This window comes from Comamonas sp. A7-5 (assembly GCF_039581385.1).
In the GTDB taxonomy this organism is placed as follows: domain Bacteria; phylum Pseudomonadota; class Gammaproteobacteria; order Burkholderiales; family Burkholderiaceae_C; genus Comamonas; species Comamonas thiooxydans.
Window position 1 is genome coordinate 22541 of sequence record NZ_JBCPWO010000004.1, and the last position, 18690, is coordinate 41230.

The 18690-nt window shown below is 58.6% G+C and carries 17 protein-coding genes and 4 pseudogenes; 11 read left to right on the top strand and 10 right to left on the bottom strand.

Going from position 1 to position 18690, the window contains the following annotated elements; genetic code table 11:
• Positions 1-2: 2 nt before the first annotated feature.
• From AAIL67_RS08120 to AAIL67_RS08130, 3 genes are all read right to left on the bottom strand, one after another.
• On the bottom strand, positions 3-2189 hold the full coding sequence (locus AAIL67_RS08120) for a TonB-dependent receptor (RefSeq protein ID WP_253233612.1): 2187 nt from the start codon (positions 2187-2189) through the stop codon (positions 3-5).
• A gap of 90 nt (positions 2190-2279) precedes the next feature.
• A complete protein-coding gene (locus tag AAIL67_RS08125) occupies positions 2280-2639 on the bottom strand; it encodes a DUF2946 family protein (protein WP_034398669.1) in 360 nt (119 codons plus the stop codon).
• A gap of 259 nt (positions 2640-2898) precedes the next feature.
• Positions 2899-3270 carry a lysophospholipase gene (locus AAIL67_RS08130; RefSeq protein ID WP_231905782.1) on the bottom strand — a complete coding sequence of 124 codons (372 nt, stop codon included), beginning with the start codon at positions 3268-3270 and terminating at the stop codon, positions 2899-2901.
• A gap of 93 nt (positions 3271-3363) precedes the next feature.
• Here AAIL67_RS08130 and AAIL67_RS08135 point away from each other — a divergent pair, with 93 nt between their 5' ends.
• The 4 genes from AAIL67_RS08135 (at position 3364) to AAIL67_RS08150 (ending at position 6157) form a co-directional block, all read left to right on the top strand.
• Entirely contained in the window at positions 3364-4170 is an 807-nt protein-coding gene (locus AAIL67_RS08135) for a nucleotidyltransferase domain-containing protein (protein ID WP_343483752.1), read from the top strand.
• A gap of 211 nt (positions 4171-4381) precedes the next feature.
• Positions 4382-4549, top strand: coding sequence for a DUF6500 family protein (locus AAIL67_RS08140; RefSeq protein WP_224648214.1), 168 nt, complete (start codon positions 4382-4384; stop codon positions 4547-4549).
• Positions 4550-4772: 223 nt separating this feature from the next.
• On the top strand, positions 4773-5153 hold the full coding sequence (locus AAIL67_RS08145) for a GNAT family N-acetyltransferase (RefSeq protein WP_343483935.1): 381 nt from the start codon (positions 4773-4775) through the stop codon (positions 5151-5153).
• A gap of 92 nt (positions 5154-5245) precedes the next feature.
• A complete protein-coding gene (locus AAIL67_RS08150; RefSeq protein ID WP_343483755.1) occupies positions 5246-6157 on the top strand; it encodes a polysaccharide deacetylase family protein in 912 nt (303 codons plus the stop codon).
• 78 nt (positions 6158-6235) lie between these two features.
• Here AAIL67_RS08150 and AAIL67_RS08155 read toward each other — a convergent pair whose 3' ends face one another.
• Positions 6236-7780, bottom strand: a complete 1545-nt coding sequence (locus tag AAIL67_RS08155; protein ID WP_343483756.1) for a methyl-accepting chemotaxis protein — start codon at positions 7778-7780, stop codon at positions 6236-6238.
• 287 nt (positions 7781-8067) lie between these two features.
• Here AAIL67_RS08155 and AAIL67_RS08160 point away from each other — a divergent pair, with 287 nt between their 5' ends.
• Both AAIL67_RS08160 and AAIL67_RS08165 read left to right on the top strand, forming a co-directional pair.
• Complete coding sequence (locus AAIL67_RS08160; protein ID WP_343483757.1) at positions 8068-8841, top strand: MHYT domain-containing protein; 774 nt, start codon at positions 8068-8070, stop codon at positions 8839-8841.
• Positions 8842-9067: 226 nt separating this feature from the next.
• Positions 9068-9466, top strand: coding sequence for a BLUF domain-containing protein (locus AAIL67_RS08165; protein WP_224648221.1), 399 nt, complete (start codon positions 9068-9070; stop codon positions 9464-9466).
• 83 nt (positions 9467-9549) lie between these two features.
• Here the strand turns inward: AAIL67_RS08165 and AAIL67_RS08170 are convergent, their stop codons facing one another.
• Positions 9550-9972 carry an Imm10 family immunity protein gene (locus tag AAIL67_RS08170; RefSeq protein ID WP_224648223.1) on the bottom strand — a complete coding sequence of 141 codons (423 nt, stop codon included), beginning with the start codon at positions 9970-9972 and terminating at the stop codon, positions 9550-9552.
• 531 nt (positions 9973-10503) lie between these two features.
• Positions 10504-11397 carry a LysR family transcriptional regulator gene (locus AAIL67_RS08175; RefSeq protein WP_224648225.1) on the bottom strand — a complete coding sequence of 298 codons (894 nt, stop codon included), beginning with the start codon at positions 11395-11397 and terminating at the stop codon, positions 10504-10506.
• 90 nt (positions 11398-11487) lie between these two features.
• Between AAIL67_RS08175 and AAIL67_RS08180 the strand changes: the two genes are divergently transcribed.
• Complete coding sequence (locus tag AAIL67_RS08180) at positions 11488-12780, top strand: Zn-dependent hydrolase (protein WP_343483758.1); 1293 nt, start codon at positions 11488-11490, stop codon at positions 12778-12780.
• A gap of 165 nt (positions 12781-12945) precedes the next feature.
• Here the strand turns inward: AAIL67_RS08180 and AAIL67_RS08185 are convergent, their stop codons facing one another.
• Complete coding sequence (locus AAIL67_RS08185) at positions 12946-13476, bottom strand: O-acetyl-ADP-ribose deacetylase (protein ID WP_343483760.1); 531 nt, start codon at positions 13474-13476, stop codon at positions 12946-12948.
• A gap of 361 nt (positions 13477-13837) precedes the next feature.
• Between AAIL67_RS08185 and AAIL67_RS08190 the strand changes: the two genes are divergently transcribed.
• A complete protein-coding gene (locus tag AAIL67_RS08190; protein ID WP_231905858.1) occupies positions 13838-14545 on the top strand; it encodes an alpha/beta hydrolase in 708 nt (235 codons plus the stop codon).
• 110 nt (positions 14546-14655) lie between these two features.
• Here AAIL67_RS08190 and AAIL67_RS08195 read toward each other — a convergent pair.
• Positions 14656-14967: pseudogene (locus AAIL67_RS08195) on the bottom strand (DinB family protein); the annotation flags it as partial.
• 35 nt (positions 14968-15002) lie between these two features.
• Positions 15003-15134: pseudogene (locus AAIL67_RS08200) on the bottom strand (serine hydrolase); the annotation flags it as partial.
• A 2-nt stretch (positions 15135-15136) separates the two neighbouring features.
• Between AAIL67_RS08200 and AAIL67_RS08205 the strand changes: the two are divergent.
• A pseudogene (locus AAIL67_RS08205) lies at positions 15137-15592 on the top strand (LysR substrate-binding domain-containing protein); the annotation flags it as partial.
• Positions 15593-15691: 99 nt separating this feature from the next.
• Here the strand turns inward: AAIL67_RS08205 and AAIL67_RS08210 are convergent.
• Complete coding sequence (locus tag AAIL67_RS08210) at positions 15692-16594, bottom strand: LysR family transcriptional regulator (RefSeq protein ID WP_063662850.1); 903 nt, start codon at positions 16592-16594, stop codon at positions 15692-15694.
• Between the two features lie 97 nt (positions 16595-16691).
• Between AAIL67_RS08210 and AAIL67_RS08215 the strand changes: the two genes are divergently transcribed.
• Together AAIL67_RS08215 and AAIL67_RS08220 are read left to right on the top strand one after the other, a co-directional pair.
• Complete coding sequence (locus AAIL67_RS08215) at positions 16692-17675, top strand: NAD-dependent epimerase/dehydratase family protein (RefSeq protein WP_063662852.1); 984 nt, start codon at positions 16692-16694, stop codon at positions 17673-17675.
• A 613-nt stretch (positions 17676-18288) separates the two neighbouring features.
• Positions 18289-18682, top strand: a pseudogene (locus AAIL67_RS08220) (YkvA family protein).
• Positions 18683-18690 lie beyond the last annotated feature (8 nt).

The following is an 18690-nucleotide window of genomic DNA, read 5'->3' on the forward strand; positions in this document are numbered from 1 at the left end:
GCTCAGAAGCGATGGTTCAGTGTCAGCTCAACACGTCGCCCTTCCCCGACGAACCACTGCGTGTTGGTGTAGTAGGAGGTCGTGAAGTAGTGCTTGTCGAAGATGTTGAAGCCGCGCAGCGTGAACGTGGTGGCCTTGGTTGCCTTCCATTGCAGCGCCAGGTCTGCCGTGGTGTAGGCAGGCAGTTTCAAGGTGTTCGCATTATCTGCATAGCGCTTGCCCACATGGCGAAGGCCGCCGGACAGCGTCCAGTCAGGCACGACTTTCCAGCTCACCCAAACATTGGCGACACGCTCCGGCACGTCGGTGGGAATATTGCCATTGCGTGAAACAGCGATGCCGCCCACGGACTCGCTGAAATCCTCATAGCGAGCCTTGAGCAGCGCAAAGTTGGCATCAATCTGCACGGCCTTGCTGACTTGCATCGACAGGGTGCCCTCGATGCCCTTGGAGGAGCGTTCGCCAACCTGTATGCGCAGAGCGGGGTTTGCTGGGTCTCGCGTCAATAAGTTGTTTTTGGTGATGGAATACGCCGCAAGCGTCCAGTCACCCTTGCCGTCCCAGAAGGATTGCTTGATACCGACCTCAAACTGTTTGCCGCTCGATACGTCGAAGGCGGAATTAGCCGCCGACAACATCAGCAGGCCGCTCACCGGATCTGCGGCCTTGGATGCCTGCGCATACAGGGACAGTTGAGGACTTAGCTTGTAGACCGAGCCAAGTCGCCAACCGGTGTTGGAGTAGCTGCGTTTGAAAGCCTGATTGCCCGCCACCAGATCCTGGCGCGACAGGTCCGCATGGTCGAAGCGCGTGCCCGCCACGACAGACCAGCGATCCGTCAGTTCAAGCCGGTCTTCCGCAAACAGCGCATATTGCTCGGCCTTGTTTTGATAGCGGGGAATGAAGGGTACCGAGCTGCTGTAGTAGCCCGGGACGGGGTTGTAGGGATCGACCGGACCGGAGCTGCCGGTGTAAGTGTTGTTGGTGTGCTGAAACGATGCGCGGTTCACGTCGAAGCCCACGGAGAGCTGGTTTGGACGTCCGAGCAAGCTGCCATGGAAGCTCACATCCGTGGTGTTGCCTGTCTGCGTCTGGTCGTGACCGATCTCGGTGTTGTCCGAGCGGTCAATCAATCCCGTAGTGGCGTTGTACCGATACGCTTCAGCATTGCGCCAATAGCGGTCGCTGCCAATGTGATAGAGCTTGCTTCGTACGACGACATTGCTGCCGAGGGCCCACTGGGCAGCCAGTTCGGTCCAGCGATCCTTGAACTGGATGCGGCTGTCGGCAACGTTGTAGTTGCGCTCTCGGAGCGCCGGGTCTTGTACTCCGTTGATCAGCGGTGTACCGAAGTAGCGCATCGGCTTTTGCCGGCCTTGTGCGTGCGAGAGTTGCAGGTTGAAGTCAGGTGTCACATCCCAGCGCAGAGCGCCGGAGATCGTCCGATTGCTGGAATCGCCACGATCCACCCAGCCATTCGATTGGTCGCCACTGACATCCAGTCGATAGGACCATTGCTCATTGATCGCGCCTGCGCTGCCGAAGGCCAATGCACGTTTGCCTCTGGTTCCCAGCGTGGCCTGGACTTCATTTTGAACAGGTCCGCGCGTTGGCTTTTTGGGGATCACGTTGACCACGCCACCAATAGCGCCGTCACCGTAGATCACGGATGCGGGTCCGCGCAGCACTTCTATGCGGTCGATAGACCAGGTGTCGAAGGGAAAACTCACGCCGACTCCCCCGTATTGGCGCGTACCGTCGTATAGACGCATGACCGAGGTGGAGTCCGTGAAACCTCGTACCGAGAGCGCGCTGCCACTGTTGCCCGGATGTCCCAGACTGGTGATGCCGGTAGATCGCGTGATTGCGTCAACCAGAGAAGTGTCGCCGCGAGCTTCCAGTTGCTCGCGCGTGGTCACCTCGACACTCGCCGGAGTGTCGCGTGCATTGAGGTCGAGCCGGCTGCCGGTGCCCACTGGGCGCTCCAAAGGAGTGTCCCCCAATGAACGTACGGTAACGGTGTCCAGGGTGACGTCGGTTTGCGCCCAACTGGCAGAGCTCGCTACTGCAAGAGGAACGGCCAATGACAGATGGGCCACAGCCAGGGCCACGCTGTTGCGTTGAAAAAAGGCGAGCGAAAGAGAACTCGCGCTGCCATTGGGCATCGCGCCATAAGAGGGATGGGTCATGAATTATCTGCGTGCAAGTGAGATCGGCCGTGCAGGACTGGGCCCGACGGCGATAGGCTGTATCCGCCATCGATTGGCGGCACAGTGGACTTACACGAGCGTTGGCGGCCCTCGCGGGGGCAAAGGCGCCCCCACCAGCGCGGCAATGCGCGCTGAAACTACAGGCTGTAGCGCCAAGCCGAGCGGCTGTGGCTGCTCAAGATGCGGTGATGAATAGCTCGGCGGTGTCGTGATGGTCAGACACAAGGGACAGTCCAACGAATGATGAAGCCCTGGCGCGGCCTGGCCGTCCTCATCAAGCATGATCACCTGCATGCTGCCACTTGAGGTACAGACCACCTCGATGGCCTTTGGATGCACTATGGGCGAAGCCATTGCAATACTCAACGTCAGCATGAACCACGCCAGAACCAGGCGGGTCAGTGACAGGGAGTTACGCAGCGCTTGCATGGTTGCGCATTATGAGGCCTCCGACGAAGGCCGAGACTTGTCGATTTCTCGCTACTCCGCGCTATCGAGGAGATGCAGCCGTGTGCGGTCGCGTCCCTGAAAGGGCTTGCAACGGAAAAATCGCAGTTTTGAGCGATGGTGAGCGTTGCAAAGCTTCTGCTCCGCCAAGCAGCCGACCGTGCCCGGATCCCAGAGGCAGACATTCATGGGCTGAGCTTTATTTACAGGGCGAGCCGCACTGCCTGAAAGAATGCCGAACTCAGCGCCCCCTCTCGGTGCCGGTCACTTCACGGAAGAAATCATCGATTGCATCGACCATTTGCGACAGACCCGGCTCCTCGATCGGATAGTGCCCTGCGTTCTCCAGCATGATGGTTCGAACCGGTACCTTGCCGATTTGGCCGATTACAGGCTCGCTTAGCTCCAGAGGAGTCCAGCGATCATCGGCGGGCTGCGTCAGCAAGACAGGGCAGACATTGAAGTCAGCTGGTTCGACTTTGGGCACATGCGACATGTAGGAATCAAGGAATGCGATGGACACGGCGTTTGCAGCGGAGGTTTTATCGCGCATGAAAACTTTCATGGCCGTATCGCTGTTGCACAGCGCGCTCATTTTTCCTGCCTGGCTCATCGGCATCTTCATCTTTGCCAATGGCGGCAACTGACTACCTGGGGCTGTGAACCACCCTCAGTGGTTGGCTACTGCCGGCCGGGATGCACCAGCGTGAACCACTGCGCTATCCTTAACCCGATGAAAAGCTGTCGTGATGCCGCTCCCACCTTCATCAAAGTTCTCCCTGCTAGACCTCTACAACCCGAGTTCGTCAACCTGATTGACGAGGCGCGCGACAGTCTAGTGCAGGAGCTCGGGGCACTCCTCGACAGTCTGTATCTGTACGGCAGCGTGCCCAGAGCGATGGCCCAACCCGGAAAGTCGGACTTGGATTTGACGTTGGTGCTGTCGAGGCCGCTTTCCACACCAGAGGCTGAATCTCTTGAGCGTGTCCGTTCCAATCTGGAAGCGGGTCATCCTGAAGTCACCAAGATCGATCTGGATCTAGGTGTACTTGAGGATGTGCTGAACCCGGCCAATTTGCATAGCTGGGGCTACTGGCTCAAGCATGAGTGCCGCTGTATTCATGGTTCAGATCTGGCACTTCGGTTTCAGGCGTTTCAGCCCTCACCCGCAGTTGCGAAAGCGGTCAATGGAGACTATGTCCAGGTTCTCCGTGACTACATGACCCGTATCTCTCAAGCACATGACGAAGACGCAACGAGACGGCTGAAAAAAGAGGCTGCAAAAAAGCTGGTTCGCACAACCAACGTTCTGCGCCTTGAGGCAGACCGTCTATGGCCTGAATCTCTGGAGGAATACGCCAGGTTTTTCTCGGGTCGGTTTCCCGCAATGACCGAACAAATGGAGTTCTTTCTTGAGCATGCGAAAACGCCCTCTGCAACGAACGACGTTTTCCATCAGAGGCTGGTGTTCTTTGTTGATTGGATGCAAGGGCTCAAGTGCTCATCTGCCTAGGGCTGAACAGCGACGGCGGCAACCGGCCAGAAGCCGACTTTGAGATCCTGTGTAATACGGTGATGCTGATCTCCAAGATAGACAGAGGCAGGGAAATTGATGTTGAAGTCTCTAGCCTAGATGACAATTCTTTTTTGAAAAGTTGAGGATAAAAATTGGTATGAGATCGAGCTTAAGAGCCAAGGCTATTGCTATCTGCGATGAGAAAATCATGAAGAAAGGGGAAACTGTAGGCCTTTCGTTTTACGCTTTCTTCGCCAATAGAAATGATGATCCAGACCTGCTGATGGAGGCGGCTGAATGGTGGATCAAGCAACACAAGCTTGATCACTTTGAAAAAGCGACAAAGATTCGCCGCATGATTTCTTCTGGCGAATAGCTTCTCACTCATATGGCTCGAAATGGGAAGTGCCGGCATGGGTCGAACAGAGACAGCGGCTCCCGGCCACAAGCGGTCCACGTGTTTCAAGCAGATTGTGCTCTCGCCGTTGGACTGCCAGAAATTGGAGACAGCGGTGAGAACACCCTACTGCCCTGACACCGTGGATCAGGTATCTATCCGACCAATGAGCATTGGGGACTACGACAGCGTCACCGCAATGATGAAGAAAACAGATGGGGTTACTTTTCGGGATGCCGATTCACGGGAAGCTACCCAGCGCTACTTGTTGCGCAACCCTGGTTTGAGCTTCGTTGCGTTAGAAGGCGAGCATATCGTTGGATGCATCATGTCAGGCCACGATGGCCGCCGCGGCTACTTGCAGCACCTTGTCGTCCGGCCTACACACCGAAAACGCGGCATTGCTTCCCGCTTGGTGGAGCTGTGCTTGGACGGACTTGAAAGACTCGGCATTCATAAGAGTCACATTGATGTTCTCCAAGAGAACCATTCTGCCCACGCTTATTGGGAAGGCAGAGGATGGAAGCGGAGGACGGACATTCGCCGGTATTCTTTCGTGCGCTCTGGCAGTGATAACGCCTAGGGACAGCCGGCAGACATCCTAGGGCGTCTGCAATGGGTCAACCCACAGTCAACGACTTGCAGGTTCACTGCTTGCGTATTTCATAAGCTCTCATGACAACCATTCTTCGCGCTATTGCATCGCTGACCGCTCTGTTTTTTTCATCCCTGGGCTTTGCCCAGACGTTGAGTTTGACCTTTGATGATGGACTGAACCCCGACAAGCAGGCCCAAGCGCAGGTTTGGAATCAGCAGATCATTTCCAGCCTCAAAGACTCTGGCATCACAGCGATGGTGTTCCCCTCGCTGATTCGCATAGGCGGTGATCGAGGAATGGGGCTCATCATGGATTGGGCCAAGGCAGGTCATGCAGTAGGCAACCATACGGCGACACACCGCAGTCTTGCATCCGCCGAGACGACACTGGACGAATTCATTGCGGACGTGAAAAAGGCCGATGCAGCTCTGCGTCACATTCCGACTTGGGCGCCGATGCTTCGCTTTCCTTACCTGAAAGAAGGTGATACGGAGGAAAAGCGTGACGGCATCCGGTCCTGGATGAAATCAAATGGCTATAGACCTGCTCCAGTCTCCGTTGATGCCAGCGATTGGTACTACAACCAGATCTACTCCTCGCTTCTACGAGCTGGTTCACACGACGAGGCTGTCCGGGTCAAGATGGCCTACATTGAACACCTGCTTGACCGGGCTACTTACTATGAAGGCCTGGCCAAGCAGGTACTTGGTCGAAGCCCTGCGCATGTGATGCTGCTGCACACCAATGAGATCAATGCGGCAGCCTTGCCTGATATCGTTTCGGCTTTTCGCAAGCAAGGCTGGACGTTCGTACCAGCAACAACCGCCTTCAAAGATCCTATCTACTCTTCGCAGCCAGACACATTGCCTGCTGGCGAAAGCGTCGTATGGGCAAGCGCGAAAGCTCGCGGCATTTCTGGCCTGCGCTATCCCGCCGAGGACTCGGTCTATGAAGAACCCAAGCTCCGCCTGGAGTCACTAATACCCTAGCAGTCCTCCTAGGGTCGTTCCGAGACAGTCGCCCGCTGGTCAGAAGCAGTCGTCAGGATTGTTCGCTGGCGTGGCCGCTCACCGGAACACACCAATCGCTTCCACAAGATTTTTCACCTGCCATTGCATGCTGCTGGAAGCCTGCGCCCCCTGGGTCACCAACTGCGCGTTCTGCTGTGTCAGATAGTCCATGTCCGCCACCGACTTCCCGACCTGGCTGATCTCCTCGCTTTGTTCGCGCGTGGCCTTGCTGATCTCGGCAATGAAGTCCGCCACGCTGCGGGCCTGGGAGACGATGTCGCCGATATTGCTCCCCGCATCGCTGACCACCAGAGAGCCGGCCTCGATGGTGGCCGTGCTGGCCTGAATCAGCGCCTTGATCTCCTTGGCCGCATCGGCGCTGCGCTGCGCCAGGGCCCTCACCTCGCCGGCAACGACGGCAAACCCCCTGCCATGCTCGCCCGCGCGGGCGGCCTCCACGGCCGCATTCAGCGCCAGCAAATTGGTTTGAAAGGCAATGCTGTCAATCACGCCGACGATGTCGGCAATGCGGCGGGAGTTGGCCGTGATCGACTCCATGGTGGAGACGATCTGATCCATGGACTGCCCCCCGCGCAAGGCCGCCGCGCTGGCCTCACTGGCCAGCACACCGGCTTTTTGCGCCGTATCGGCGCTGGATTGAACCCGGGCCGTGATCTGCTCCATGGAGGCCGAGGTCTGGGCCACATTCACCGCCAACTGCTCCGTCTGCCCGTGCAGATAGCTGTTGCCCTGCTCGATTTCGTTACAGGCCTGCTGAACATTGAGCGCCTGCTGGTTCACATCGTCCACCAGCCAGCGGAACATGAGACCGATCTGGTTGACCGTGCGCAGCGTGGTGCCGATTTCATCCGAGCGCTGCAAGTATTCCGTCTGCCGGTTGTTGCCGGTTGCCACGTTCAGCGACTGACGCTTGAGCAGCTCCAGCGGCGTGGCGAACTGGCTCTCCAGCAACAGCGTCATCACCATCAGGGCGAACGTCATGAAGGCTGCCATTGACAGGAACTGCATCTGGCTTTGGCCCAGCAGCCAGGCGCCGAGCACCAGGGCGCCCCACAAAGCCAGCGAGTTCAGGCGAATGCGCCGGCGCACCCCCATGTGCCGCCAGATCGACAGCAGCTTCCCCAGCCCCCTCTTGGAGACTATGCCTTTGTGCAGCTCGGGGGCGGAGCCGCCCTGGTCGTGCATGGACTCATACAGCTTTTGCGCCGCCTCGACCTCTTTACGCTCGGGCTGGGTGCGCACCGACATATAGCCCTTGGCCTTGTCATTGCGGATGATGGGAATGGCGTTGGCCCGTACCCAGTAGTGGTCCCCGTTCTTGCGCCGGTTCTTGACCAGTGCACTCCAGGGCTCGCCGCTTTTGAGGGTGGCCCACATGTCGGCAAAAGCGGCCGGGGGCATGTCCGGGTGGCGCACCAGATTGTGCGTCTGGCCGAGGATCTCTTGCGGCTCGAAGCCGCTGACCTCCATGAACGCCTGATTGGCATATTTGATGTAGCTCTCGGTGTCCGTGGTGGACATCAGAGTCGCGTGCTCATCAAAGCTGTACTCCCGCTGAGTTACCGGTGCGTTCACTCTCATATGTGCCTTCTATGGTCAATGGCCTGACGAAGCGAGATACCGCCCAGTTAGAGTGATGCCGGTACGCCTTGGGCACCCGTGCAACCGCTCCTTGAGCGCTTTCTCGTATCAAGTGCTTACATACTCCTTGACTTGTCTCAATTTTTGAATAGAGATCAGATCTGATGTATCCACCCAGCATCGAATCAGATCTGATTCATAGAATCATCTTGATAGATTTGAATTAATTTGATACAAGTCAATTTACAAATTCTAGATTCTTCTTGTTCGGCAACCAGGAGAGACTCATGGATGCAGTGGTCAGCACCAGCTACAGCATGGAATTGGTTGTACTGTCGTACGCGATTTCAATGATTGGCGCCTTCATTGCGCTGATCTCTGCCAAGCGACTTGAGCCGGAGATTGATGACCGTCAGAGCTATCTGATGAGTCTCGGCAGCACAGGGATTGCTCTTGGCGGCATTGGCGTATGGTCAATGCATTTCATTGCCATGCTTGCACTGCGCATGGACCTTGGGACCGGCTACTCGATATGGGAGACCGGTGTGTCGCTCATTGCCGCGGTGGCAATCTCGGCTCTGGCTTTTCATATCGTGGCTCGCAACCCGCGCAGCATTGGCCGCTTGCTTTTGGCCGGATCAATGCTTGGGCTGGGCGCCGTTGTCATGCACTACCTTGGCATGTATGGCATGCGTTTTGGAGGCCACCTGGAGTGGGACTATGAGCGAATCGCCATGTCTGTGCTGATTGCTCTCGTGGCTGCAACTGCGGCGCTGTGGCTGGCATTTCATACCGCACAGACAAGCATGCGCCTGCTTGCCGCAGCGATCATGGCCCTTGCCGTTTGTGCCATGCACTACACGGGCATGAGTGCAGCCGAGTTCATTTGCACGACGGAAAATCGTCTTGCAATTCCTTCGGGAAGGTATGTGCTCAGCGCACTTGGACTCCCGATGGTGGTGGCTGTACTGGCCCTGGGCATGTCGATGGTTCTGCTGATGGACTTGGCGCTGGTATCTTTCCAAAAGAGCAGCACAAGAGCAGGCATCCCTCGCAAATGAATTGCGGCAGCAGAATGGTGCCCCTTGTTATGGAGCTTACTTCGCATTGCGCCACCATCAATCTCGACCTGTCTCGTTGGCACATGTCGCCCGGTGACAAGCAATCGGCCCGTTGATCACCACTCCAACTCTGTCTGCAAGGAATAGGTTCTGGGTACCTGGCTTCAACCGATCTCGATACCGGCACCAACCGCACCTATGCAGCGCTGAAAAGTAAGAGGCAACCTTGAAACACCTGCTCGGATGTTTTCTCTACCACAGTGAAATCGCCAGTGACGCCAGTACGAGCTGTGTCGCAGATATCACCAGAGTCTCACGCCGCTTCAATGAGGCCCATGGGATCACAGGAATCCTGATTTTTGACGGTCAGCGCTTCGTCCAATACATGGAGGGCCCTCAGCAGCAGGTGGTTGCATTGGCCAAAAAGATATCCCTGGACAATCGCCATACCAACTTCACTCCGCAGCACGAGGCCAGAGGTATAACGAGTCGCCTTTTCTCCGGCTGGACCATGGCTTACCTCTCGGTAGATGATGCCGAACCGTTGGCCCAAATGTGGGTTGTCGACGGAGACGCCGCAATGAGTTGTCTGCAGCAACTATTGCCAATGCTGGATGCTGCCTAGCAGCTTCCATGACCATCACGGCTGCGTCGCATCCGTCCTTCCCTTGATAGTGCACCCTGGCCGAAGGGCTGCGTTCGTCACGCCTATGCGCCCCCGATGGCCTGGCCGTCGCTCATCTCAAAGCAGCTCTCCCCGGCAAAGATATTCGTCAAGGCGGCCTTCAGTTCCTCGTACTCGCCGGCTGAAAGATCAAAGGCGATGGACATTTGCTTCGGCTCATCCATGCCCTCCTCCGCCTCGCGTTTGAACGTGAGCTCCGCACCGGTACGCTTCAGCACAAACCGCTCAATGCCGCCATAGCGAGGTCTCTGCTGCCTACTCCACTCGACATGGTAGGTATCCATGCCCAGTTCTTCATCCTGCTCGTCCTCATCCTCTTCGAAGGCGCGTTGGAGCATCAGGTAATGCTCGGTGTCGTGCTTCTTGTCGGCAAAGCCGACAAGGTGGCAGAAGTCCTCCGGGTCTTTTGTGACGATGCAGGCTGCGCGAAAGGAGAAAGTGTTCATTTGGGTGTTCTTGAGGACTCAGGGCAGCGACAGGCTTGGAATCCGGATCCTATGGCGGAAAGGCCCTGATCACGAGCGTCGTGGATCGGCCGGCAGCAGCCTCCCCGCGTTTGCACAACATGTGCTGCAACGGATTCATTGCTGTTTGATGCTTGACTTACTCGGTTGATGAGCATCGACGCACCGGCTCGACTACTGGCTGCTCCAAGATGGATGCTGGTCATTGACGGAGCAGCCGTGATCTTCTGCGGACAGATTATCTGGGACCTTCTTGCTACATGGTCCATAGGGCCGAGCCCCCGGACTCAAACCCAATGGTCTTCAGCCTTCAGCCCCTCTAACGGAGGTCAGCTCAAGGTCATGTACCTACGCTGCTTTCGTCCGGCAGCGGCTGCCCACACTGGAGACTTGGCAACAGAAGAGCCAGTGTGCACCAATTGATGACCCCGATGCAAAAGGCAGTGAGTTCCTGCCTCGCCGATGGCAGACATCGGTACTGGCGCAGCCAGGATAGATTCGATCAAACTACTTTCAAACCTCTGGTCGCTGCATCCAGGCTGCACAATGAGCCTGAATACCCTGGCAAACCAACGACAAGGAACGGCTCAATGGCTTGTCCTTACGCAATACCATCGCCAGTGTTCGCTGCAATCCGGGTGTTAGCGAGCGTGAGACCAGGTCATCTCGAGCGCCTCGCCCCTGCATGGCCATGCGCGGAACCACGGCATAACCCAGGCCTATGGCCGCCATCTCCTTGAGCGCTTCGACGCTGTCAAGCTCCATCTGAGGATGCGGCAGTTCACCGGCACGGCGCAGCCAGGCATCGACCACGCCGCGCGTGCTGGCTGATTTCTGCAATGCAAGCAGAGGCAGGGATCTCAGCTCTGGCGCAGCAACCGCATCGCCCGGCATCAGCATCTCCGGGCGAGCTACGGCCACCAGCTCGTCGTGCAGCACGGGAGTGGCCAGCAAGGCGCGGCGGTTTACCGGCAAGGTGACCAGGGCAAGATCCAGACTGTTGTCTTCCACGCGCTTGACGCACTCCTCGGTATTGCCCGTGACCACCACGATGTCGATGCCCGGATGGCTGGCCCGTATCTGGCGCAACACGGCGGGCAGAAGATAGAGACACACGGTCAGACCCGTACCTATACGCACCTGACCATTCACCTCGCGCGCATGCGCACTCAGCGCATGGGCCAGGCCTTCCAGCGCCACGCTCACGGCAGGCAGTTGCTCCAGCAAGGTCTTCCCGGCAGCCGTCGGCACGGCACGCCGCCCCACGCGTTCTATGAGGCGTGTGCCGAGATGGCGCTCCAGTTGGCGCACTTGCAGGCTGACCGCCGGCTGGGACAGCTGCAACAGCTCCGCAGCCTGCGAAAAACTGCCCTCCTGAACGACCAGGCAAAAACTCCTCAACAGCATCAAACCGGGGGCATTAGCCAAAGTTTCACTAATACCTTGCATAAACATCAAAAGATTCCTTATTGGTAAATCTCGGGCGAAGATTACTCCATGCAGAACGCTTCTACTTGCTCCCCTCTTCTTTCCCCGGCTCTGCCGCCGATCGACAGCGACCGCTTGTGGCGCCGCCTCGAAGACCTCGCCCAATTCACCCGGGCCGACATGCCCTGGACCCGCCGCGCCTTCAGCGCGGAGTACCAGGCCGCACGCGTTTGGCTGCGCGAATCTTTCGAAGCCGCGGGCTTGCAGGTGCGCCTGGATGCAGCAGGCAACCTCATCGGCCGCCGCCACGGCCGGTGCGACGACCTGAAGCCCCTGGCCACGGGCTCGCACACCGATACGGTGAACGCCGGAGGACGCTTCGACGGCATTCTGGGTGTACTGGCTGGCCTGGAAGTGGCCCATGCCCTGAAGGACGCGGACATCACGCTGAAGCACCCCTTCGAGGTCATAGACTTCCTCTGCGAAGAGCCCAGTGACTACGGCATCTCCTGTGTGGGCAGCCGCGCCATGGCCGGCCAGCTCAGCGCCGACATGCTGGCCGCCCGCGACGGCCAGGGCGACACCCTGGGGCAGGCCCTGCAGCGCCTGGGCGCCCGCCCGGAAGCTCTGGCCGAGGCCGACCGCCGACAGGACGGCTTTGCGGCCTTTGTGGAACTGCACATCGAACAAGGGCCAGTGCTGGAGCGCGAAGGCCTGGACATAGGCGCCGTGACCGACATCGTGGGCATACGCCGCGCTCAGCTGTTCTTCGAAGGCCGGCCCGATCATGCGGGCACCACCCCCATGAATGAGCGTAGCGATGCTCTCGTGGCTGCAGCAATAGTCATACGCCAGGCCCAGCGCCTGGCGCTGCAATGGAGCCGCAGCACACCTCACTACGTGGTTGCCACGGTAGGTCGCATGAGCATCTCCCCCAACGCCAGCAATACCGTGCCTGGCCAGGTGGACCTGACGCTGGAGGTACGAAGCAACCATGCCCCCCTGCTGCAGGAGTTCTGGGAGATTCTGGCGCGGCGCTGCGGCCCGGCTATCGGGCGATTGGGCGTGAATTGGCGCGTGGAGCCTCGCACCCATGTAGACCCCGTTGCCTGCGCGCCCCTGATTGCTGCTGCCGTGGAGCAATCCGCCCAGCGCCTGGGGCTGGGCTGTCGACGCATGCCGAGCGGTGCCGGCCACGATGCCATGTACCTGGCTCAGACCGGACTCTCGGGGATGATCTTCATCCCGTGTCTCGATGGACGCAGCCATAGCGCGGTGGAATGGGCTTCGCCGGGACAGGTGCTGGCCGGCACCCAGGTGCTCGCGGCTACCCTGCTGAGCCTGGATGAGCAAATGGACTAGCTGCAACTACGAATGTGAATGGACCAGGCTTGCCCTGGTCCCTGCCTGTCATGCGTAAATGGGTCCTTGGATGTCTTCAGGGTTCGCCATGCAGAGATGATCAGCTTGTCACGCACCCACTACAGGCCAGGAGCGGTCATGAAAACAGGACTCCAGGCTCAGGTGCTACTTGGATCCGGATGGCGCAAGTCGATTCAAAATCAATTCATACTGAAGCAAGTCGGCAGGTGCGAAGCAACAGAAGACAAGCTCTTCAATTGGCGAATGTTCCGACAGGCTTTCCTGGACGGTCCTGACAGCCACTTGCGCAGCCAGTTCGATCGGATACCCGTATATGCCGGTGCTGATGCTTGGGAAAGCAATCGAGGTAACCAACTTCTCCTCCGCCAACTCTATGCATCGGCGATAACAGCTGGCGAGCAGTTCTGCTTCTCCGCTTTCCCCTCCTCTCCACACGGGTCCGACGGTGTGAATGATGTAGTGGGCTGATAGGCGATAAGCCTTGGTCACCTTTGCATCGCCAGTCTTGCAGCCCCCGAGCAGCCGGCATTCATGCACAAGGTCCGGACCTGCCGCGCGATGGATTGCGCCATCGACGCCACCTCCGCCAAGGAGAGACGAATTTGCGGCATTGACAATGGCGCCCACATGAAGCGTTGTGATGTCAGAGCAGATGGCATGAAGGCGTGTGGGCATATCTGTACAGAGAAGGAGCGGGAAGGCAGCCGATACTGCAATGGCAGACCCGTTTTGTAAACGCGTTGCCTGCGTAAGTGCCGACGTGCGATGCAGTTGTATGCGGCCGCGTCCCCGAAGTGCCTGGAATCAGGAAGATCGCAATTTTGAGCGATGGTGGCCGTTGCAAAACTTCTGCTCCTCCGAGCAGCCCCTCTCAACAAGCTCCTTTGACCTTTGAATGAGACTAGTCAAAGTGCTGTAATGGACCGGGTTGCAACTACCGCCCCCGGCCATGAACAACCTTTCAGCAGGATTCTCTGATTTGCAGCCGCCATCTCTTGCCGAGGTTGAGCCCGTGGTCCTTGTTCTCCTTCCTGGAATGGATGGCACGGGTGCGCTTTTCGCACCGTTCGTTGCCGCATTGGCAAAGACGACGCCCGTCGTCGTGGTGAGCTATCCAACTTCTGGTGCGCCACAGACCTATACCGATTTAACGGAACTTGCCACATCAGCCTTGCCGCCCAATGGCCGTTTGGTCTTGCTGGGAGAATCCTTCTCAGGACCTATTGCCATTTCACTGGCAGCGGCATACCCGGGACGCGTTGTGGGCGTTGTTCTATGCTGCTCGTTCGTTCGCAATCCAAGGCCGGGGCTTCGCTGGCTCAGCGGCCTGGCGACCATGCCCGTTCCGCTTCCCCCTGCTCCAATACTGAACCTGATGCTTCTGGGCCGGTTTGCGACGCCGGGCCTTCGGTTTATGCTACGGTCCGCCTTGGCCAAGGTGCAAACGACGGTTCTACGCTCAAGGCTGAGAGCCGTGGTATCCGTAGATGTGCGAGCACAGGCCAAAGCAATTGATGCTCCGGTTCTCTACTTGAAAGGGATACGTGACCGCTTGGTGACGCAGTCTTCCGTGTCTGATGCAGAGCAGTGTTTTCGAAAGATAAGAGTTCAGGCGTTTGATGCTCCACACTGCCTATTGCAAGCCATTCCGCAAGAGGCCGCGGCGGTAGTGGCTGACTTCGTTCGGAACGTTGCAACACCACGAGAGAGTTCGCAGGGCATGAATAGGGATTCAAGAGCGTAGGCCTGGCGCCAGACGCCATGTCGCTGTGGCCTGCAGTGGCACAGGCCAATACCCTCCGCCCTACCGTCGACACCACACGATTTCAGAGCACCCCGTCGAAATTGAACGCCTCACCGAGTGTTGCGATAGTGATCTCGGATGAATACGGGCAGATCATTCGATGGCGGCGTAAAAGGTATCTGATACATCATGTCGCCGACAAAACCTCGGTGATAAGTGCTGTGATTCACGATATGCAGCACGATTTGCTCACGCGTCATGGCGCCTTGTCCCCCTCCCACAAGTTCGAAATGGACGACTTTCACAAGGCCTTCGTCCGACCAGGAATCGACAAGCCCGGTGCACCAGGAATCCATTTCCTGAACCGCCTTCCATAGATCGTCAACCGCAGGCGTATCGTCCGTATTGCGTGCGGTGTACCCTGCCGCAAGGCCTCCAGCAGGCGCAGAAAGTCTCAGGCCGTGCCAGCCATTCCGGCTCCGCCCGAAGGGAAAGCCAGGGCATCGAAGATACGGCCCGGGCTGTATCTGATACCGACTGCGCCCTCGAATGGCGAAACCACTTCACCTTCGGCGAGCGGATGTGGCTGAGCCCAATGACTCTCGCCTCACGACGCGCAGGCTCGGGGCTTTCCGTTCGCTGCTGGTGGCTTCGCCAGATTATCTGGCTCGGCGAGGAACACCTCGGGAGCCTGCGGATCTGATGCAACACCATTGTCTGCACTACCGCTTCCCCCATAGCGGCAAGCTGGAGCCATGGACTCTGCGAACCATGTCCGGCGAAACCGAGTTGCAGCGGCCCACTCCGATGATCTGCAACAACATCGAGACGCGCGTGTGCTTTGCCTTGCAGGGACTGGGGATTGCCTACCTGCCGGAATTTTCCATTCGTGAACAACTGGCCGATGGCCGGCTGCTACCGCTACTTCCCGACCATATGGAGCGCAGAGGCGTTTTTTATGTGCTGTGGCCCGCAAGCAAGTACCCGTCGCCGAAGGTACGGGCTCTGGTTGATTTCTTGTGCGCACGCGTGTTCCCTGCTGCCTGAGCTGCCCATGATTCACGTCGATTCCGGGGGCCGATAGCAAAGTGAGGTTCTCAGGTCATTGGCAAGCAACCGCATCTGGCCCACAGACGTGTCGACCTACTAGGCAAGCATGTAGTCCTGCAGCCCCTTCAACAGCGCATCAAATGTCACCTTGCAGCTTGGATTGTTGCGCAGATCTTCGTGCATGGTGAGCCAGGTCTCCAGGCTCAGCGGAATGCTTCCAGGCAATATGTTCACCAGATTCGGGTCGCGCGCCGCCAGATTCACTTGGCACACACCAATACCGCAGCCAGCCCGGATCAGCGCCATCTGTGCCATGTCGTTGTCGGTGCGCACCGCAAAGTTTTCGCGGCTCCAGATCGGGAATGCCTTGCGTGCGGCACGCACGAACGGAGCCTCTTCATCAAAGCCAATCAGCGCGTGCTGCGCCAGATCGGCCAGCGAGGCTGGCGTCCCGTGCTTGTCCAGATAGCGCTTGTGCGCATGCAGGCCAAGTGGCATCACCCCAACGCGCCTGGCAATCAGTTGCTCCTGTCTGGGTTGTGTCATGCGCACGGCGATGTCGGCCTCGCGCTGCAGCAGGTCCTGTACGCGGCTGGTCAGCACCAGTTCCACCGTCAGGCCCGGGTGTGTGTCCTGCAGTTGCGCCAGGATGGCTGGCAATACCTCTTGCCCTATCACCTCGCTGGCCGTCACGCGCACTGTGCCCTGGATGCCCGAGCCTTGGTTTTCGGCCACACGTTTTAGCGCAGCGGCAGCGCTGCGCATGGTCTGGGCAAACGGCTTCAGCGCAAGCGCCGCCTCGGTGGGTAGAAGCCCCATTTGCGAACGTGTAAACAGCGTCACTCCCAGCGCTTTTTCCAGCGCGTCCACATGCCGCCCCACGGTGGGCTGGGCAATTCCCATGGCGCGCGCCGCACCGGACAGTGAGCCCTCTTCCAGCACGCCCAAATAGGAGCGGTACAGCTCCCAGCCTATCTCGGTAGTGTTGTCCTTAGTCATACAAAAATGTATGACAGCTACCATATATTGGTCAATTGCTTAATAGCGGCGCCCGCCCGAAACTCCCTCTCATCGCAACAAATTCAGGGGTAACGGGATGGAAAGCAACACGGCCTTGGTTCTAGGCGCCACCGGCGGTATCGGTGGCGAAGTGGCACGGCAGCTACGCGACGCAGGCTGGACAGTGCGCGCATTGCGCCGCAACTGCGAGCAGCAAATTGAGCTGCGCGACGGCATGACCTGGGTGCGCGGCGACGCAATGAACCGCGACGATGTGCTGGCCGCCGCCGAAGGCTGCTCCGTCATTGTTCACGCCGTCAACCCGCCCGGCTACCGTCGCTGGGGTGAGCTGGTACTGCCCATGCTGGACAACACCATTGTCGCCGCGCAGGCCAACGGCGCCACCATCGTGCTGCCTGGCTCAGTCTACAACTATGGTCCCGGCGCCTTTCCCACGTTACACGAAGATTCGCCGCAGCAGCCCGTCACCCCCAAGGGTGCCATCCGTGCGGAGATGGAGCGGCGTCTGCAGCAGGCCAGCAACCGAAGCTGCCGAGTGATCGTGGTGCGCGCGGGGGACTTCTTCGGACCCAAGCCGGGCAATAGCTGGTTCTCACAGGGCATGCTAAAGCCGGGCCAGCCGGTCAAGTCCATCAGCATGCCCAACACGCCCGGCATGGGCCACCAATGGGCTTACCTGCCCGACGTAGCCCGCGCTATGGTGGAGCTGGTGCAGCGGCGCGACACACTGGCCCCCTTTGCTGCCTTCCACATGGCAGGCCAATGCGACGCCGACGGCACCCAGTTGGCCGCGGCGATCTGCCGCGTGGTCGTCAAGCGCGGCGGAGTCCAGCCCAAAGTGAAAGCCTTTCCCTGGTGGCTTACCGCGCTTGCAGCGCCCTTTGTACCGACCTTGCGTGAGCTACGTGAGATGCGCTATTTGTGGAGCACGCGGATAGAGATGAGCAACGCCAAGCTGGTCTCGACGCTCGGGCATGAGCCGCATACGCCGCTGGATGAGGCGGTGGAGGCTGCTTTGGAAGGTATGGGGTGCTTGCCGGCGACACCTGTGCGCAAGTAAGCCCCGTTAAAAAAGCTTTCACCCTGGACCTGCCGTTCGCGGCCACACAGAGATCCAATGCCGACGTCTGGCGTCGCCATCAATCTTCGTCGTCATCCTCACGCCAGCCTCGATGATGGTGTCTGTGCCACCTGTTCCAACGTCGGCCGTCCTCCTGCCAGCGCCATCCCGGAACCGCTTCCGGCGGCGGCGCGACTATCACGGGTCGAGGGGCATAGACTGGCCGTGGAACGTATTGAACAGCCGGTGGTCCGTATTGAACGGGCGGTGCCGCGTAATAGTACGAAGGCGAAGGCGCAGCAACGTAGGGAGCCGGAGCACCGTAGCCTATACCCAGGTAGACCTCTGCATGACCAGGTGCCGCAGCCATGGCAAGTGCAGCAAGCAGCGAGAGTGACGTGTAGTTCATCAAGTGACTTTCAAGGCAATGGCGCTCGCCATGCTTGGCCTCTTTAACGAGGGGAATTTGGGAACGTTGACCAAGCATTTGTAACTTGATGCGCGTAGATGCTTCGTACTTTTCCAACTGCCAAAAACTGCGTCGGCAGCTATCGGAACATGCGTGGCCGTCATCGATAAGGAGCGAAAATTCTGACCTGTCCTCGGAATTTCTATGAATCTCAATGGCAACTTAAAGGCTTGGGCAAAGCGGATCAAGCGCGATGGCGTGACACTCTGGTTCGCCGGAAAGCACCCCGCACGCCTTGGCATGCGAAAGCACTGGGACTTCTTGTCGTGCTTATGCGCCCAGCCCGATTGATCTGATTCCTGATTTCATCCCGGTTCTTGGATATGTGGACGATATCCTCTTGCTTCCGGCGCTGATCTGGCTGACTGTCAAGTTGCTACCCGAATCAGTTCTTGCTGAATGCCGTGTTCAGGCCGATGCGTGGATGGCCGAAAAAGGGTCGAAGCCAAGCAGTCGCGCGGGGGCGATCATGATCATCGTGTTGTGGGTCGCCACGGGGGTCGCGGCATGGCTCTGGTTGAATCCTCAGTCGGTCTGAGACGGTCG

What these genes read in the sequence shown, in the direction of transcription:
- AAIL67_RS08180 (WP_343483758.1), top strand. Translation starts at nt 11,488, where the DNA reads ATGCAGAACGCTTCTACTTGCTCCCCTCTTCTTTCCCCGGCTCTGCCG.
- AAIL67_RS08150 (WP_343483755.1), top strand. Translation starts at nt 5,246, where the DNA reads ATGACAACCATTCTTCGCGCTATTGCATCGCTGACCGCTCTGTTTTTT.
- AAIL67_RS08185 (WP_343483760.1), bottom strand. Translation starts at nt 13,476, where the DNA reads ATGCCCACACGCCTTCATGCCATCTGCTCTGACATCACAACGCTTCAT.
- AAIL67_RS08120 (WP_253233612.1), bottom strand. Translation starts at nt 2,189, where the DNA reads ATGACCCATCCCTCTTATGGCGCGATGCCCAATGGCAGCGCGAGTTCT.
- AAIL67_RS08170 (WP_224648223.1), bottom strand. Translation starts at nt 9,972, where the DNA reads ATGAACACTTTCTCCTTTCGCGCAGCCTGCATCGTCACAAAAGACCCG.
- AAIL67_RS08130 (WP_231905782.1), bottom strand. Translation starts at nt 3,270, where the DNA reads ATGAGCCAGGCAGGAAAAATGAGCGCGCTGTGCAACAGCGATACGGCC.
- AAIL67_RS08155 (WP_343483756.1), bottom strand. Translation starts at nt 7,780, where the DNA reads ATGAGAGTGAACGCACCGGTAACTCAGCGGGAGTACAGCTTTGATGAG.
- AAIL67_RS08140 (WP_224648214.1), top strand. Translation starts at nt 4,382, where the DNA reads ATGAAGAAAGGGGAAACTGTAGGCCTTTCGTTTTACGCTTTCTTCGCC.
- AAIL67_RS08145 (WP_343483935.1), top strand. Translation starts at nt 4,773, where the DNA reads ATGAAGAAAACAGATGGGGTTACTTTTCGGGATGCCGATTCACGGGAA.
- AAIL67_RS08215 (WP_063662852.1), top strand. Translation starts at nt 16,692, where the DNA reads ATGGAAAGCAACACGGCCTTGGTTCTAGGCGCCACCGGCGGTATCGGT.
- AAIL67_RS08175 (WP_224648225.1), bottom strand. Translation starts at nt 11,397, where the DNA reads ATGCTGTTGAGGAGTTTTTGCCTGGTCGTTCAGGAGGGCAGTTTTTCG.
- AAIL67_RS08210 (WP_063662850.1), bottom strand. Translation starts at nt 16,594, where the DNA reads ATGACTAAGGACAACACTACCGAGATAGGCTGGGAGCTGTACCGCTCC.
- AAIL67_RS08190 (WP_231905858.1), top strand. Translation starts at nt 13,838, where the DNA reads ATGGATGGCACGGGTGCGCTTTTCGCACCGTTCGTTGCCGCATTGGCA.
- AAIL67_RS08160 (WP_343483757.1), top strand. Translation starts at nt 8,068, where the DNA reads ATGGATGCAGTGGTCAGCACCAGCTACAGCATGGAATTGGTTGTACTG.
- AAIL67_RS08125 (WP_034398669.1), bottom strand. Translation starts at nt 2,639, where the DNA reads ATGCAAGCGCTGCGTAACTCCCTGTCACTGACCCGCCTGGTTCTGGCG.